The following is a 16,452-nucleotide window of genomic DNA, read 5'->3' on the forward strand; positions in this document are numbered from 1 at the left end:
GGGAGAGGGAAGGGGGAAAGGGAAAGGGAAAAGGGAGAGAATTAATCTTTTCCCTCTTTCCTCCCCCTAGTCCCGACGCCCGACGCCCTAGCCCCTTTTTTTTGACTTTTGACTTTTGACTTTTGACTTCCCCCACTCCCATAAACCCTAACAATTTCTAAAATTAAAGGGTGCATGGGCTAATATATTGCCAACCTCAAGACATGATAAATAGAATAGGGTGCTTTCCAAGTCAAGTACCCTTACCCTATAGGAGAAGGGCTTGTAACCCAAGTAAAATGTAGTTGCATGGAGTGACAACAACCGTGAATGGTATTTTTAGCAAGCTAAGAGATATGGTTGGGCTCAATGAGCCAGTAGAGTACGAGTACGACGACTACGATGATGTAGACGATCGGAATAACTACCAAAACCAAAACCTCTATCCAGAAGAAAACCAGCAAGCAGCAACGGAAGAAGAGCGCCGTCAGCGCCGCCGGATGCGCGATCGCATTGGTGTAGCACCAGAAACGGCAATGCCATCGCCCATGAATAACGTGATCGGAATGCCAGGAGTAAACAACAGTTTTTCAGAAGTTGTGGTAATGGAACCCCGCAGCTTTGAAGAAATGCCCCAAGCAATTCAAGCTTTGCGGGAACGGAAATCGGTGGTCTTAAACCTGACTATGATGGACCCAGACCAAGCGCAACGTGCTGTAGACTTTATCGCAGGCGGCACTTATGCGATCGACGGGCATCAAGAGCGGATTGGCGAAAGCATCTTCCTGTTTACGCCTAACTGCGTACAGGTAAGCACTCAATCTGGTGTCGTTCACGAAGTACCGCAAACGCAAGTACGCATCCCCCGTCAAACCGCGCCTTCACCCGCTTGGGTAGAGGATCGGCGGATTGTGCAGTCTAGTTAGCGATCGCGAGTCATTAGTTAGCGGTCAGCAGTCAGTAGTTAATTGAACGAAGCGCTAACTAATGACTGTTAACTTTTGACTTTTGAATGATTGACTTTTGACTTTTGACAAATGAGTATCAGGTTTGGCATCATTGGCGGCGGGGTAATGGGAGAAGCTCTCTTATCCCGCTTAATTAATCGACAAATTTATCTACCGTCAGAAGTTTTGGTGAGCGAGCCGCAGACCCAACGGCGCAGCTTTTTGGTGCAGGAATACGGCGTTGAAGTTACTACTGATAATCGGGAAGTAGCCAGGGTAGCTGAAGTGCTATTTTTGGCAATTAAGCCCCAGGTGTTTGAGGCGGTAGCAGCAGAGTTGGTGGAAAATGTAGTTAGTCCCGAAGAGCAACTGGTGATTTCGATTATGGCTGGGGTGACCTTGAATAAGCTGGAATGGGCTTTTCCAGGACAGGCGGTCATTCGGGCGATGCCAAATACACCAGCAACGGTGGGCGCTGGGATAACTGCGATCGCCGCCGGCAATCACGTCCAGATCGGTCACTTGGAACAGGCACAGCGCATCTTTAAAGCTGTGGGAGAAGTGGTGGAAGTGCCGGAAACGATGCTGGATGCGGTGACGGGACTTTCCGGATCGGGGCCGGGTTACGTGGCCCTCGTCGTAGAAGCGCTTACGGATGGCGGCGTAGCAGCCGGTTTGCCAAGGGCGATCGCCTCTCAGTTAGCACTCCAAACTGTACTCGGTACCGCTCAATTACTCAAAGACACGGGAATGCACCCAGCGGAACTCAAAGACCGAGTTACCAGTCCTGGCGGTACAACTATTGCTGGTATTGGTGAGTTAGAACGTGCTGGTTTCCGTTCGGCTTTGATCGAGGCGGTCAAAAAGGCTTATCGGCGCTCTAAGGAGTTAGGTAGTTGATCGGGATTTTTTTTTAACGCAAAGGACGCAGAGGTACACGCAGAGGAACGCAGAGAAAAAATGAATATCTAACCAACTCTGCGTCCCTTTGCGAAAACCTTTGCGTTCCTTTGCGTTAAAATTTAATTATTAAATATTATTTAAAATTCATCAAAAAGCTGTGCCTAATTCTTCAAGACGAGGATTTGATTGCTATACTATAATTCCCCATACAACCGAGCCCAAGATATTGATGTATAGGGTTGACAATGGCTGGTCTTTGCCTCATTTTGTACCTGCCAAAAATCATTTCGCTCATGTAGGTCAGATCGATCGAGCTATGCAGGAGCAGTTGGGTATCGATGTGACGACTCTCTGCTGTGTTTATAATGACTTGGATATTGAGAGCGATCGTGTCAATCGAGTTTTTGCTCTGGAAAATCACAGTCCTAGTTGGCAATTACCTGCTGGATATGTTTGGATTGGCGAACAGGAATTGGATCGGCTGGAGCTAGCTGTACCGGAGCATTTGGCTGTTCTTGAAGCTTGGTTTGATGAGTTTAAAGACCCTACAATCAGCAGTCAGCGAGTGCCTTGGGCCAGATTGGGTTGGTTTGAAAAGGCGTCTGCTTGGATTGAAGCGCAACTTAATCATCTTGGTATAAGTGCTATTTCTCCCATTGAACAATTCAGATCTTGGGGTATTTCCTGTATCATGCGGGTGAATACAACAGCGGGAAATATTTATTTCAAAGCTTTGCCAAATGTATTAGCTAATGATGCCCTATTTACGCAAAGCTTAGCTGCATCTTATCCAGATAATTTACCGAAAATTTTGGCGGTAGAACCGGAACAGCACTGGATTTTGATGCGGGATTTCGGCGGTACAATTCTTTCTGAAAATAGCGATATCGCTCGTTGGGAAGCAGCGCTTCGTTTATATGCAAAAATTCAGATAAATGAAGCTAGTCGCGTTGATAAGTTGCTGGCTTTGGGTTGGCCCGATCGCCGGATTTACAAGCTGCCTTTTCATATTGAGGCGCTGTTATCTGATACTGAGGCGTTGCTAGCAGGAGATTTTATCATTATTGAGTCAGATGATATAGAATATCTGCGTGGATTGATTCCGCAATTCAAGGCGATGTGTGAGGTTTTGGCAAGTTACAATATTCCGCAGACGATCGTACACGGTGATTTTTGGGCAAAAAATGTGGTTGTGACAGATAATAACTATATTTATTTTGATTGGCCAACAGGTGCGATCGCACATCCTTTCTTCGATATCGTTAACTTTTTGTATATCGAAAAGTACGTGCCGGATATTCCCAATGTGCGTACTCATCTCCGTAATATCTATTTGGAACAATGGACAATTTACGAACCGATGGAACGGTTAATAGAAGCATTTGAATTGTCGATAACATTGGGAATGTTTTACCAGGCAATCACATACTACTGGATAGTTTCCAACTTAGAGCCTCTGGCTAAGTGGGAGATGGAAGTTGCAGTACCTTTGTGTTTGGAAAAGCTTTTAGATTACAGGACAAAAATGTTACAAACCTAAAATTAGAATCTGTGAAATGAATTATGTTAAACTTTAGTTATAGCACCGCATACAGGCATCGCTAAAACTATACTCACAAGCTGATTTCAGTTTGTGATTTAGAATTACGAGCGGGCGGTAATACTTGATAAAAGCTGGTACTCTATCTCTTTGGGTTGTCATAGGAAAGCGAAATCGTGCAAACTTTTTCTAAATTTGATATTGCAAGTAAAATTAACCGCCAACCATACTACATAACGAAATTAGGTTTAGCCTACTTAGGTAATAGCTTGGAAATCATCGCAGAATTGCCAGATGAGAGCGTCGATCTAATTTGCACGTCCCCACCTTTCGCCTTAGTAAGGAAGAAAGAATATGGCAACGTAGATGCTCATAAATACGTCGAATGGTTCAAGGCATTTGCTCGTGAATTTTACCGAATTATTAAGCCCCAAGGCTCTCTAGTGATAGATATTGGCGGAACTTGGCTGAAAGGTTTTCCTGTGCGATCGCTCTATCATTTCGAGTTAGTCATAGAGCTTTGCAAACCAAAATCAGAAGGTGGTTTAGGTTTTTTTCTCGCACAAGAGCTTTTTTGGTACAATCCCGCCAAACTTCCCACACCCGCAGAATGGGTAACGGTAAGGAGAGAAAGAGTTAAAGATGCGGTAAATACGGTTTGGTGGTTATCAAAAGATGCCCACCCTAAAGCAAATAATAAAAGAGTTTTACGTCCTTACAGTGAGGCGATGAAAACCCTCTTAAGAAATGGCTATGATGCGAAACTTCGCCCATCCGGACATGATATTTCTACTAAATTTCAGAACGATCGCGGTGGTGCTATTCCTCCCAACATAATAGCCGATCCTGCTTGTGGAGCGAGCGCATCGATCGGAAAACCAGTATTAGGAGAATTTAATTGGATTTTAGAGAATGATATAGCACAGCCTGTCAATGTTATTTCAGCTTCTAACACCGCATCTAATGATTACTATCAGCGACGTTGCAAAGAAGAAGGAATTAAAGCTCATCCGGCTCGATTTCCGCAAGCATTACCTGAATTTGCGATCGCACTTTGTACTGAACCAGGTGATTTAGTTCTCGATCCCTTTGCGGGTTCAAACATGACAGGAAGAGTTGCAGAAACGCTCGATCGCCATTGGTTAGCCTTTGAATTAGATGAAAATTATCTTAAAGCATCACAATTTCGATTTGAAGAAGATGCGCCATTAGTGGTTACTCCCTTAAAAGACAGAAAAGCTCTCAAAGGCAAAGCACTAGAGTTAGCGCCTGATTACATTAAAACTTCATCCGAATTAGAGGATCGGGCAATGCCAAAACAATTAGAGTTATTTCCAATTACGAGCAACGATATGCCAGAACAAAAACTAAAATTTACTTATGGACATCAGTTTGAACCCAAAACGATGAATCTACCTGAACTGATTCAATTGTGTATAGATTGCCAACCCGATCGCCGTATTCTACAGGATGAAATTGCCAAGCGTTATTATTCCAGCCATTCAAACCAAAATGATTTACAGAAAGGGGAAAATCGTAGTAAACTTGCTATGAATACATTTCTCTCCCTTCGTGCTTACAAGCTGGTTGAGTTGATTAATGATGATGATTGGCAATACATAGTAACAGATATTGCTAATGAAATATTAGAAAATCAGAGCGATGCTGATGAAGCAGCTACGATTTTTGCCCGTCACATCCTGACTAACTTAACTGGAATGTCTTTGCTGAAAGCAGTGGAAGCAATTAACAGTAGAGGCGATAAACCTAAATTGGATCTAATAGGTTACGAACTGCAAGAAATGGGGTATTCTCTCTCTCCCAACGCCATTTATGTCAGCACGATGCGTCAATGGTTACAAGAAGCTGGGGTATTTGAGAAAACATACGAAATTAACTGGGATCGAGTCTATGATATCTTAGAACTTGATAAAGACTATATTGATGAGATTTACACTCTCACTCCAGAGCAAAAGTATTTTCTATTAGCAATGCTCCAGATGAGTATTATAGAGTTAACTAAATGGAACGATATTGCTAACTATGCGGTAAGTGTTTATAAAGTACGGTTTCCTTCAAAGTCATTTGTTAAGGATATTATTCAACCCTTAGTAGAAACAGGTTTAATTGAAACTGAGAAAACTACGGGTGGACGAGGCGCTAAACCTAATCTGGTTAAGTTGACTGAAAAAGCACAGCAAGAATTACTGTCTAAACTGTTAGAATCTATTGCAGATATGACAGAAATATCCCAAACAGAGCTAAATCGAAGTTTTGAGGATGTTGTTAATGATTTAGATCATGCAGATAAACATATTAAAGGCAAAGCTCTAGAGTTACTAGCAATTTGGATGATTCGTTTGACAAGCCTTCGATTCACAAAATGGCGGAAACGGGACTATGAAACTGGACAAGGGGAAGTAGATGTTTTAGCTGCATCCGATCGCTTTGTCTATCACCGTTGGCAAATTCAGTGTAAAAACACCAAACGAGTAGATGTTGAAGTGTTAGCTAAAGAAGTAGGAATGACTTTTGTAACTGGGGCTGATGTAGTGATGATTGTAACTACTGGTGAGTTTACTAGAGATGCTTTTCAGTATGCTTATCGCATGATGGAAGTATCACGTTACTATATGGTGCTGATTCAAAAAGAAGATATTGAAGCTATTAAAGAAGATCGAACTAATATTATCAAGATTCTCGATTGCCGCGCAAGGCGTGTATTTGCTAAGAAGGAACTAGGATTAACTGATAATGCAGTTGATGAGATTGAAATTGAAGAGGATTCACTTACAGATTTTGATGGAGCATTTGAAGAGGAATAGAGTAAACTCTGGGAGAAGGTGAAGGAATGGTAATATATGAAAATTGAGACATTAAAAAAGCGATTAGAACGAAATCGTCCCATGACTAGCGTAACGATTCGCATTCCTGAAGATGTGGTGGAAGACCTCAAACGGCTGGCACCATTGTTGGGATTTTCAGGGTATGAGCCGTTGATTCGCGCTTATATCGGTCAGGGATTGCGTACCGATTTGGAGCGATTTGAGAACGAAACAATGACAGCATTGATCGCAAGTTTAAAGCGTCGGGGTGTAAGTGATGAAATAATTAATGAAGCGTTGAGTGAAATTGTTAGTAGTTAATTCTTGCGAATCAATAAACCTAAATTAACTCTTTTAGGAGAAACAAAATGCAAGTAACCAAAGAAAAGATCAACCAAGAAATAGCTCGATTTAACGATGAGCAACTCAAGCAAGTTGCAGAATTTATCCATTTTATCAAATTTCGCCGTCGATGCCATCAAAAAGTAGTTGATTTACCTCAATTTGCCAGTCTCTATCAAGAATTTGCCCAAGAAGACAGAGAACTTGCAGAAGATGGAATGGCAGATTACATTGAGCAACTACGTCAAGAGGATCGAGCATGATTATTACAGCACTTTTCGGGTGAGTGAGGTATACAGATCCCCGACTTCTTCAAGAAGTCGGGGATCTCGACCCATAGCCTGTATACAGATCCCTGACTTCTTCAAGAAGTCGGGGATCTCGACCCATAGCCTGTATTTCATCCAACTGCAAGCCGCTGTAAGCATGGAGAAATTGTCATCGCAATTCCTATCAACCTATTAAAGGAGGAGCGGACGAGGAAATTGCCAGCGAAAAGAATGTCAAGTCGTTTGTTCGGTTTCTGTCTGTAATTTTTGTCCGATTTTAGGTTCGGTTCCTGCTAGCAAACGCTGGATATTGCTGCGATGTCTCCAAATAACGTATATCCCGGCAGCGATCGCAAATATTTGATATGGTAAAGGTTGACCGAAGCCAAACATTAACGCCGAAACTGCGATCGCACCTACAATAGAACTGAAAGAAACGATGCGGGTGATGGCCAACATGACCGCAAAAACGCCAAAGGTTGCCAAACCAACTTGCCAAGACATCGCCAGCAAAATGCCCAAACTGGTAGCAACCGACTTTCCGCCTTTAAAATTCAACCAAATTGGCCAACTATGACCGATAATCGCTGCTAATCCGGCTAAAGTAACCAGCGTTGCTAGAGATAATCCGACTGTGCTAGAAAAAGAGTATGCTAAATGAGCCAGCGCGATCGCCAAAGCACCTTTAGCCGCATCGACTAGCAAAACGACGATCGCAGGCCCTTTTCCCAGAGTTCGCAACACATTTGTTGCGCCAATGGAACCAGAACCTTGCTCTCGAATATCGATACCTTTAAGTATACGAGCGGCTAAATATCCTGTGGGAAACGACCCTAACAAATAAGATACCAACACCAACCCAATATTGACAGTTACCCCAAACATAATCAACCCATCCTTTAGTGCCAATCTCAAATTGAAAATAGCAGATTGCAGATGGAATCCCTCTATTTTAAATCTCGATCTGCAATCTGAAATTATCTAGCTTCTATCCAAAAACATCTGCGTTCCGAAGCGTTCATCTGCGGTAAAATCATCCAACATCTTAAAATCGATCGCGCTCCAACGAATAGGTAGGCGATTGCGGGTCAGGTGCAAAAGCTAACCACAAGGGAAATTGCAGCACAGACAAACTAATTTGGTCTTCCGTTTCGTCAATAACAATCAACGGCATTTGCCCTTCTTTCACCAACCGTTCGGCTTTCATTGCCAAGGCTTCTGGCGTTTCAAACAAAGTAATTCCCCGTTCCGGGCCAAAATCGCCGCGAGAAATACCCAGACAATCTTGCAAACCGCGCCGCCATTCTCCCAGACGTTCGGGGGTATTTGCCAAGATCAAAGTGCGGAGACGATCGTGATACTGCGATCGCAAAACTGAGATAATCGAAGAAGCGACGAGGATATTTTGCAGGCGAGAACCCATACTCCGCAACGCCCCCTTGCCACCCTGAGTAAAAAACCAATACGAGGCGCGTTCCGCATGAATTGGTTCAAAGGTGCGACGCAGTTGCCAAGGCGGGCCATAATAATCCGGTCGCGTGCGATATTGGTCTAAAAGCTTGCGAATTTGCTTAACTTGTTCCTGAAAACCCTGTTCGGCAAATGTTGGTACCCCAGCAGATTCTTTCACAGGTTTAGCATCTCTAACAACCACTTTTTCTTCCGGTTCTGGTGCTTTGGGAATCAATTCCAGTTCCTCAGCTGCGGATGCCAGATCCTGTAAACTACCGACTAGATAATCTTTGAAACCTTGTACCCGAATTGCCAAATCTTGAGAAACCCCAGCAAAAGTGGTTTTCATTTCAGCGCGAATGCGGTCTTGGCGGCGTTCCAATTGTTCTACAGCAATTTGCAGCGTTTGTTTGCGCTGTTCTAATTCGCTCAAGCTTTCTTGAATCAAGCGACCGCAAGTTGTTTGCATTTCGGCTACCTGCTGGGAGAGCATTTTTCTGGTGCTTTGCAGGGAAGATATTTCCTGTTTGAGAGCTTGTTCCTCTTGTTTTAACTCAGCTACCCGTTCTGCTAACTCAGCGATGCGATCGCTCCCACTCTCCACTATATCATTTTCCTGGGCGAAATCCCTTTGACTAATATTATCATTTCCGGCAATATATTCTGTATTAGCAGACAATGCTAAGCCCACTACCAACTCATCTTTTGTAGGAATATCTTCAGTGTTGGGCGGCGCTAAATCTCCTTCTATAAATTGATAGTTTTCATCATCATTTGTAGGCGCTACTTCGCCGACGACAAAATCATTTTCCGGAGTTTGTTCGACCAACTCAACTATGGTACTTTGCTCTGGTGAATTTGACCATGCCTCAATAGCTGGTTCTCGTTCCGGCGGTTGCTCTTGTTTTTGGGTTTGGGGTTCGTCTGAATTCATTTAACAACTAACAGCTAATTTACAGATAGGGGTAGGGTAGGCAATGCCCACCGCTCAATTCCAACGGTGGGCATTGCCCACCCTACTTTACTAAATCTTTGGACAGCGTTGTTCTAAACAAGTTTGTAACATCTTGGGATCGAACAGAATCGGCAAAAAGTGAATGCTCTTAACTTCTTTAAAGTAGAACAAGATAGGCACTCCGGGCCAAAAAATGCGCCAATTTTGCCATTCCCGATAAGGGAAACTGCGAATTATCTTACCAGAGCGGTATATATCTAAAGCGGTTTCCGTAAATTTGAGGCGGATGGTGACAGTCTGGAACAAGAGGAACAATCCGAACAGGGAGATGATGGCGCTAAGCCAGGGTTGTAGCAGCAATAGCGGTATGGCGATCGATACTAAAACTATGGGTATGGTGTAACTGGGGGAGAGTTCAACCGTTTGTTGGGATTCGATCGAAGCAGCCGTGGTCACAGTCTTTAATTCCTCTTTCACGTCACAAAAGACTTCTCTCTTATTCTATAAGCTCACGTTTCACAAACCTTGTAGCACCACGCTGCCCGTTCCCCGGAACATCACCCAAGTCAAGAAGAAATTGGCGACAAAGATAGCCAGCAGAGACGTGACTACAGCAGTTGTCGTTGATTGTCCCACACCTTTGGCTCCCCCTGTTGTGGTTAAGCCCCAGCTACAGCCAATCACAGCAATCAACGCGCCGAAGCAAAAAGCTTTGATCGCGGCGCTACAAATATCCCAGACATGGAGAAAGTTACGGGCGGAATCTAGAAAGACTGTCTGGGAGATATTGTACAGATTGGTGGCAATCAGCAATCCTCCCAACATCCCCGTCACCAAGCACATCAGGGTCAAAATTGGCAGCATCAAGCAGCAGGCGATCGCGCGGGGTGTTACTAAGTAGTCTATAGGATCGGTTTTGAGCATCAAGAGGGCGTCGATTTGTTCCGTTACCCGCATCGTGCCGATTTCTGCTGCAAACGCCGACCCCACTCGTCCTGCCAGCACTACGGCGGTGAGGACTGGGGCAAGTTCGCGGCACAACGCCAGTGCCAGAACTCCTCCCACGGCAGTACTGGCACCCAGGTTGATAAATTCTCGCGCTACCTGCACTGTAAATACCATACCCACAAAAGCTGCTGTCACCAAGGCAATCAGAAGCGAATCTGGGCCAACCGCTGCCATTTGATCGATGGTGTTGCGGCGGTGGATTTTGCCGTTGAGGATGTGGATGAGTACCTGTCCTCCCAACAAAATTGCGGCCAGCAAGCGCTGTCCCCATAACCCCAAGCTGAAATTAGATTTTCTCCCCTTCACCGCGCAAATTTTGCCACTGCATTAAGAACTGTGTCCGATCTGAACGATCCCCATGAACAAATCCTTTATATTTTTAATGAAAACTTAAGATTTTTGACTTTTTGGTTCGATGGTCAATGTAACGCCTATTGTGGTAAAAGGCAAGTGCCCTTTGCTGGCATGGCCCCTGTCAGTTCGATCGGAGTAGTAAAATCTGCATGAATATTATGCCCAACTTCTTCCGCTCTCTGCTGCTGACGAGTTTTCTGAGCTTTGTCGCCCCTATCCTGCTAGTAGGGGGAACGTTAGCAGGTTTGTCTTTGATTGGCTATATTCCGGTTTTGGGAATTATCGGTCAGTCTGGCGCTGAATCAATCTGGAAGTTTCTGGTCGTTTTCGGTAATGGCTGTCCCATTGAGGGATTATTGACAATTGGTTTAACTTGTGCTTTCGTAGGAGCTATGTTTGACACCTATGCTTTTTATAGGTATCAAACTTTACGCGGGAATTAAGCGATCGGGGATACTCAAAGTCTGTTTATTCCGCATCTTGAGGAGTGCTGGAGAGTGCGATCGCTCAGTACACTTCGTCATGAGTACCAATATCAATCAATACAATTATATGCTCGCCAGAATCAGCATTTTCCTTGAGAGTGTAAATGATTCGGCAATCGTACTCAACCCAATAAGCCCATAACCCTTCCAGCGGACCCCTCAATTTATGCGATTTCAAAGATTGTGAAAAAGGAGCGGCTGCCAGCAATTCCAGCACCGCAAAAATTTTTACCTCTAGTTGGGGATTTTTGCCGACAACGCGCTTAAAAGCCCGCTTAAAGCTACCATCCCAAACAAGAATTCTCATTATCCACAAGTAAATCAGCGCGTAGGTCAGCTATTGTACCACGCTTGGCTTGTCCCGCTGCGAGTGCTGCCAGAGTCTCAGCAGCATTACTGGCGATTTCCTGGCGTCTTTGTTCAATCCGTTTTTTGCGAATCAGTTCAAACAACAAATCTAGATCCTCTGGAGAAAGAGCGTCAACGTATTCAATCACTGTTTGAAAAGATACAGGGTTACTCATCGACAGTTTTTCGAGGCTTCGGTAGACTTCACACCTTTTTATCGTACATGGGTTCTCATGTACCAAATCTGCTTTAACAGAATCTAAATTATTTGCGGTATCGTTTTTAGCAAAAGAGATGGCGTGGGAGAAAGACGATAGTCAGATTTGCCTACTGTCACCAATAGCCGTAAAGAAGTACTTGCAAAAGATCGCTCGCTGGGGAGCATATCGCTTAAGGCAAATATGGCTTTTTTCTTTGTGTAAATCATGAAAGAAAATTTATAAAAAAAGAGAATTTGAATCAATTACAGATCTGTTCGCCGGACTGCTTCATTTTCCATATGCGACTGTGCTTTGTGCGACTGTGCTTTTTGGATTGGGTGTCTGGCTTGGGTGAGCGCGATCGCTTTATCCTCAACTATTGACTTTAGCATACCCAACCCTAAAATTGCGAGGGGTTGCAATAAGATTAAACATAATTTAGATTGGCAGCCCCATAGCTTTATCTATAAGATTGTCTTTGTGCTGCCTTTATCACCACTTCCATATCCAACTCTAACGCCGTCGCAATTTGTTCGATACTCAATCCCAACTGCAATAATCGAGGTACTGTTTCCAACTTGCCTTCCTGCTTACCTTCCTGCTTAGCTTCTTCAGCAACTTCTTGAAAGTACCGCGTCTTTTTCAAATCACTTAAACCGAACATCGCTTCTACCTCCCGACGACTCATGCTAGGAAATTTATAGTCTGTTGGTAACTATTAATTGGATTCTCCTTGTGCTGCCTTTCTCACAACTTCAATATCCAAATCTAATGCGATCGCAATTTGTTCGACACTCAATCCCAACTGCAATAATCGAGGTACTGTTTCCAACTTGCCTTCCAACTTGCCTTCCAACTTGCCTTCCAACTTGCCTTCTAGCCTGCCTTCCTGCTTACCTTCCTGCTTAGCTTCTTCAGCAACTTCTTGAAAGTACCGCGTCTTTTTCAAATCACTTAAACCGAACATCGCTTCTACCTCCCGACGACTCATGCTAGGAAATTTATACACCAAGACTGTTTCGATCAATTGTAGAACTTTTTGCCGGAAAGCTTCATCCTCCTGCTGTTGTGCATTCTGGATTAGCTGTCTGGCTTGGTCAATCGCTATTGTTTCATCCTCAACTATTAAGTTTAGCATCCCCAAACCGACTGACTGGTTTGCCGCTTGACCCAATTCTGACAAATAAATTCGCTGCACTTGTCCGGTAGCCAGAAAGTGCTGATACTCTAATGGTACTTCTGTATCGCTACTTTGGCGGTTGAATACCGCTACCGCACGCCAAGGTCTTTTCGGTTTGTATTGATACAGATAAACAGAAATTTCCGTAAAAAACCGATAGTAAAATTCTTCGTCTCGTTGAAACTGGACTTCTGCAAAGTAAATTGCTTGGTTGGGTTTCGATGGCAGAAATACGCCATCAATCCGTTTGATTATTTCTTTGATTTCCACTGACTTGAACTCGTAGCCCCTTGCTTCTGATGCAGGCTGACCGATTAGTTCAAAAAAGATACTGGGTAAACTCTGAAATATTTGATAGAAGATGCTGTCTGTTTTCATGTTTTTGGCTTAGATACTCAGCTTCAGACGGTATGGTGGCAAATTCTCACGTATTCTCGAAAAAGAGGAGATAAATTAAACGAAATTTTATCACCTTCTATTGTTTTGAGTAAATAGCGTTTGCTCAAAGATTGTAAACCGTTAATCAAGTTTATTGAGGACAAAGATAACACTTCTCTTAAATCTTCTCTTGACACGGGTCGAAAAAGGTTTTGTAGTCTTTATATTCAGTTTTGTACTGTCCGGCAAGTTGTCCGCCGCTCATACTAGAATTGGGATACCAGCAGATGTTGGAGTAGGACATAATGACTGTATATGACCAAACCATAGCCAAAATTCGCCAACTACCAGAATCTCTAGTACAGGAAGTAAATGATTTCGTAGAATACCTACTAATGAAGCACAACCGGGAATTGCTAGAAATTGCCGAATCAGACTTTTCTGATTATTTGACCAACTTAGAAGATTATGAAGAACGTTTGGCGCGGGGAGAGATTCAGTGGTAACAATTACGCGGGGAGATGTGGTTTTATGCGATCTTAATCCCGTCGTAGGTACAGAACAAGTCTGAATCGTTTTCCTCCCCTCCCCGCAGATGGGGAGGGGTTGGGTGTAGGGTTTTCCAAACTTAACCAGCAGCGACAGCCGCCGATTCCAACTTAGCCACTAACTTGACGCCAAACTCAGTTTCAAAGCAGCCTTTTTTGTAATCCAAACTCCACAGTTCCAAGGCGCATTCATCATTTGGTTGAGATGGAACAAGCCGCAAGCAAACTTCTCTCACCTCCGGGCGATATTCGCACTTCACTTGTCGAATTGCACCTATTTGTCTTCGATCGAGCGCTACTGCCAATCGCAACAAAGTATTTAACTGACTTACCATCTGCCGATGTTCTTTCGTCGGCAAATTGCGATAGTTATCGTGTTTTTTCTTCGGACAACTTTTGCGATGGTAACGTGCTAAATTGGCAATTACGTCGATCTCGGTTTCGGTGTAACCTAGCAACTCGCTATTGCGGATTAAATAGTAAGAGTGTTTGTGATGGGAGGAATGACCGACGTGGTGACCGCAGTTATGTAAAATACCAGCAACCCAAAGCAGTTCTCTTTCTGACAAACCCCAATTATGAAGGATGCCTTTAGTTTGGTCAAATAAACTGAGGGCAAATTCGGCAACTCGCTGACTGTATTCCAGTTTGACTTGATATTTTTGGGCAGTTCTGATCGCGCTGCGCTCGCGGACTGAACTTTGATAGCGCAATCGATCTTCAATTAAACCATGTGTGAGCATCCAGTCAACAATGACGCCTTCGCGAAGACTGCGTTCGCAAATTGTTATTGTATCTAAACCGAGTAACGTCATTGCTTCTTGCAAGATTACCGCACCGGCGACTATAATTTCGGAACGCCTGTCTGACATTCCCGGAACGGCAGCGCGTTCTGCATAATTCATCTTTCGCAAACGCAGAATTATCTCGCGCAAATCTTTGAGGCTAAACTGATAGCCATTGAGGGGTGTGGGAACGATACCCAACTTTTCGCGAGCGTGGATAAGTGCTAAAGTTTCAATTGTGCCAGCGGTACCAACCAGGCGGGGACGCTCACCCGGATTGAGATTTTCCCGCAATTCTTCAACTGACCTTTCCAGCATTCCGCGCACGTAAGCTTGCAGAGATAAAAATTCCCCGTTGCTGATGGGGTCGGTAGTGACTAATTCCGTTGTGAGTCGAACTGCACCTATTTTGGTGCTGCTGAGACTGCGCGGTTCGTGACTGTCTCCCAAGATTAATTCTGTGGAACCGCCACCAATATCTATAATAATGTGGGGTAGGTTGTTGAATTCCATCCCCGACAGCACGCCCAAATAAATGCGTCGCGCTTCTTCTTGTCCGGAAATTAAATCAACGCGCAATCCTGTTTCAGTTTCGATTTGTTTGAGGAAATCTCGTCCGTTCGGCGCTTCCCGTACCGCACTGGTGGCGACGGCGATAATTTGTTCGGCGTTTAAGCTTTTGGCGACTTCCTGACAGCGGCGCAGGGTGACGATCGCTTTTTGCATGATATCTGGTTTCAGGTTACCAGTTTCCGGGTCGCGATCGCCCAATCTTACCGTGTCTTTCTCCCTGTCAATGATGGTAAAAGCTGGTAGCGAGGGGATAATCCGCACTACCACCATATGAATAGAATTTGTACCGATATCAATAGCCGCGAGAAAGCGGTCTTTCTCCACAGCGCTATCAGAAATACTCACCCTGCTTTCAGAAATTGAATTGACCATCATAAACTTGTGTTGGGTGAAAATCCCAGCCCCTCCCTCCAGGTATAAAGATATCCTATAGGGGGGAAAAGTAATGCAAATAATTAATCGATGCTATGCTTACCCAGCAAGAACGCCAACCGGAACCTACCTGGCTGACTGTTATTCGCCTCCTGAGATGGGATAAACCCGCAGGACGCCTAATTTTGATGATTCCTGCCCTTTGGGCTGTATTTTTGGCTTCTCGCGGCACACCGAGCGCACCGCTTGTCGGCGTCATAGTACTGGGTACTTTAGCTACCAGTGCTGCCGGTTGCGCGATCAACGATTTGTGGGATCGGGATATCGATCCCCAAGTGGAACGGACGCGCAATCGCCCTCTCGCTTCTCGCGCTTTGACGGTACGTACAGGTATTGTAGTAGCATTTATTGCCATGTGCTGCGCTGGTGTGTTGGCGCTGTATCTCAATCCCTTGAGTTTCTGGCTGTGCGTAGCAGCAGTCCCGACGATCGTTTTTTACCCTACAGCTAAGCGGGTGTTTCCCGTACCCCAGTTGGTGCTTTCTATTGCTTGGGGTTTTGCAGTACTGATTAGCTGGAGTGCTGCGATCGCACATTTAGAATTATCCAGCTGGTTGCTTTGGGGCGCAACTGTACTCTGGACATTGGGATTTGATACAGTTTATGCCATGAGCGACAAAGAAGACGATTTGAAAATAGGCATTAATTCCAGCGCTATCTTCTTTGGACTTTACGCCCCTGAAGCTGTAGGTATTTTCTTTTTAGGTACAGCTAGTTTGCTCGCAAGTCTCGGCGTCGTTATGCAGCTACATGGGAGCTTTTGGCTATCCCTGGTAATCGCAACAATTGGATGGATTTGGCATTATTCCCAATTGCGAAAAGAAGATTTACCGAAACCAGTTTACGGTCAAATTTTTCGCCAAAATGTTTGGATTGGTTTTATTGTACTCGCTGGGATAATTGCCGGCAATTTGTTTTAAAGTCAAAAGCTCGCTAAGCCGGGAATGTG

The 16,452-nt window shown here is 44.3% G+C and carries 20 protein-coding genes; 9 read left to right on the forward strand and 11 right to left on the reverse strand.

The genetic code is table 11. From position 1 onward, the window contains the following. The first annotated feature begins 305 nt into the window (after positions 1–305). The 6 genes from H6G03_RS22270 to H6G03_RS22295 all read left to right on the forward strand — a co-directional run bounded on the left by H6G03_RS22270 (position 306) and on the right by H6G03_RS22295 (position 6,799). The gene (locus H6G03_RS22270; RefSeq protein ID WP_190468639.1) at positions 306–905 is read left to right on the forward strand and encodes a cell division protein SepF; all 600 of its coding nucleotides are present in this window, start codon (positions 306–308) and stop codon (positions 903–905) included. Positions 906–1,016: 111 nt separating this feature from the next. After that, positions 1,017–1,826 (forward strand): pyrroline-5-carboxylate reductase, encoded by an 810-nt coding sequence (proC, locus tag H6G03_RS22275; protein WP_190468642.1) that lies wholly within the window; start codon positions 1,017–1,019, stop codon positions 1,824–1,826. Between the two features lie 232 nt (positions 1,827–2,058). Further along, positions 2,059–3,369 carry a phosphotransferase gene (locus H6G03_RS22280; RefSeq protein WP_190468645.1) on the forward strand — a complete coding sequence of 437 codons (1,311 nt, stop codon included), beginning with the start codon at positions 2,059–2,061 and terminating at the stop codon, positions 3,367–3,369. 176 nt (positions 3,370–3,545) lie between these two features. Then, entirely contained in the window at positions 3,546–6,194 is a 2,649-nt protein-coding gene (locus H6G03_RS22285) for a DNA methyltransferase (protein WP_190468648.1), read from the forward strand. A 36-nt stretch (positions 6,195–6,230) separates the two neighbouring features. Then, the gene (locus tag H6G03_RS22290) at positions 6,231–6,515 is read left to right on the forward strand and encodes a hypothetical protein (RefSeq protein ID WP_190468651.1); all 285 of its coding nucleotides are present in this window, start codon (positions 6,231–6,233) and stop codon (positions 6,513–6,515) included. Between the two features lie 47 nt (positions 6,516–6,562). Continuing rightward, complete coding sequence (locus H6G03_RS22295) at positions 6,563–6,799, forward strand: hypothetical protein (RefSeq protein WP_190468652.1); 237 nt, start codon at positions 6,563–6,565, stop codon at positions 6,797–6,799. Positions 6,800–7,039: 240 nt separating this feature from the next. Here the strand turns inward: H6G03_RS22295 and plsY are convergent, their stop codons facing one another. The 4 genes from plsY to H6G03_RS22315 form a co-directional block, all read right to left on the reverse strand. Then, positions 7,040–7,690 carry a glycerol-3-phosphate 1-O-acyltransferase PlsY gene (plsY, locus tag H6G03_RS22300; protein WP_190468655.1) on the reverse strand — a complete coding sequence of 217 codons (651 nt, stop codon included), beginning with the start codon at positions 7,688–7,690 and terminating at the stop codon, positions 7,040–7,042. A gap of 160 nt (positions 7,691–7,850) precedes the next feature. Beyond that, positions 7,851–9,191, reverse strand: coding sequence for a DUF3086 domain-containing protein (locus H6G03_RS22305; RefSeq protein ID WP_190468657.1), 1,341 nt, complete (start codon positions 9,189–9,191; stop codon positions 7,851–7,853). Positions 9,192–9,281: 90 nt separating this feature from the next. Beyond that, positions 9,282–9,668, reverse strand: coding sequence for a DUF3119 family protein (locus tag H6G03_RS22310; RefSeq protein WP_190468659.1), 387 nt, complete (start codon positions 9,666–9,668; stop codon positions 9,282–9,284). A gap of 60 nt (positions 9,669–9,728) precedes the next feature. Next, positions 9,729–10,526 (reverse strand): MlaE family lipid ABC transporter permease subunit, encoded by a 798-nt coding sequence (locus H6G03_RS22315; RefSeq protein WP_190468663.1) that lies wholly within the window; start codon positions 10,524–10,526, stop codon positions 9,729–9,731. 197 nt (positions 10,527–10,723) lie between these two features. Between H6G03_RS22315 and H6G03_RS22320 the strand changes: the two genes are divergently transcribed. Continuing rightward, positions 10,724–11,017, forward strand: a complete 294-nt coding sequence (locus tag H6G03_RS22320; protein ID WP_190468666.1) for a hypothetical protein — start codon at positions 10,724–10,726, stop codon at positions 11,015–11,017. Positions 11,018–11,081: 64 nt separating this feature from the next. On the opposite strand, the gene H6G03_RS22325 is transcribed toward H6G03_RS22320, so the two are convergent. The 6 genes from H6G03_RS22325 to H6G03_RS38935 form a co-directional block, all read right to left on the reverse strand. After that, entirely contained in the window at positions 11,082–11,366 is a 285-nt protein-coding gene (locus H6G03_RS22325) for a type II toxin-antitoxin system RelE/ParE family toxin (protein WP_190468669.1), read from the reverse strand. Next, positions 11,341–11,583: a hypothetical protein gene (locus tag H6G03_RS22330; protein WP_190468673.1), complete on the reverse strand. Its 243-nt coding sequence runs from the start codon at positions 11,581–11,583 to the stop codon at positions 11,341–11,343. The genes H6G03_RS22325 and H6G03_RS22330 overlap by 26 nt, the downstream gene beginning before the upstream one ends. A 287-nt stretch (positions 11,584–11,870) precedes the next feature. Further along, complete coding sequence (locus H6G03_RS38930) at positions 11,871–11,999, reverse strand: hypothetical protein (protein ID WP_255512266.1); 129 nt, start codon at positions 11,997–11,999, stop codon at positions 11,871–11,873. Between the two features lie 68 nt (positions 12,000–12,067). Beyond that, positions 12,068–12,295, reverse strand: a complete 228-nt coding sequence (locus H6G03_RS22335) for an Rpn family recombination-promoting nuclease/putative transposase (RefSeq protein WP_190468676.1) — start codon at positions 12,293–12,295, stop codon at positions 12,068–12,070. 30 nt (positions 12,296–12,325) lie between these two features. After that, positions 12,326–13,165, reverse strand: a complete 840-nt coding sequence (locus tag H6G03_RS22340) for an Rpn family recombination-promoting nuclease/putative transposase (RefSeq protein ID WP_190468678.1) — start codon at positions 13,163–13,165, stop codon at positions 12,326–12,328. A 178-nt stretch (positions 13,166–13,343) separates the two neighbouring features. After that, complete coding sequence (locus H6G03_RS38935) at positions 13,344–13,469, reverse strand: hypothetical protein (RefSeq protein ID WP_255512267.1); 126 nt, start codon at positions 13,467–13,469, stop codon at positions 13,344–13,346. A gap of 1 nt (position 13,470) precedes the next feature. Between H6G03_RS38935 and H6G03_RS22345 the strand changes: the two genes are divergently transcribed. Further along, positions 13,471–13,671 (forward strand): DUF2281 domain-containing protein, encoded by a 201-nt coding sequence (locus H6G03_RS22345; RefSeq protein ID WP_190468682.1) that lies wholly within the window; start codon positions 13,471–13,473, stop codon positions 13,669–13,671. A gap of 122 nt (positions 13,672–13,793) precedes the next feature. Here the strand turns inward: H6G03_RS22345 and H6G03_RS22350 are convergent, their stop codons facing one another. Continuing rightward, positions 13,794–15,443 carry a Ppx/GppA phosphatase family protein gene (locus H6G03_RS22350; RefSeq protein WP_190468776.1) on the reverse strand — a complete coding sequence of 550 codons (1,650 nt, stop codon included), beginning with the start codon at positions 15,441–15,443 and terminating at the stop codon, positions 13,794–13,796. A 95-nt stretch (positions 15,444–15,538) separates the two neighbouring features. Here H6G03_RS22350 and H6G03_RS22355 point away from each other — a divergent pair, with 95 nt between their 5' ends. Then, the gene (locus H6G03_RS22355; RefSeq protein WP_190468685.1) at positions 15,539–16,423 is read left to right on the forward strand and encodes a 4-hydroxybenzoate solanesyltransferase; all 885 of its coding nucleotides are present in this window, start codon (positions 15,539–15,541) and stop codon (positions 16,421–16,423) included. The last annotated feature ends 29 nt before the right edge of the window (positions 16,424–16,452 follow it).

This window comes from Aerosakkonema funiforme FACHB-1375 (genome assembly GCF_014696265.1).
Classification (GTDB): Bacteria; Cyanobacteriota; Cyanobacteriia; order Cyanobacteriales; family Aerosakkonemataceae; genus Aerosakkonema; species Aerosakkonema funiforme_A.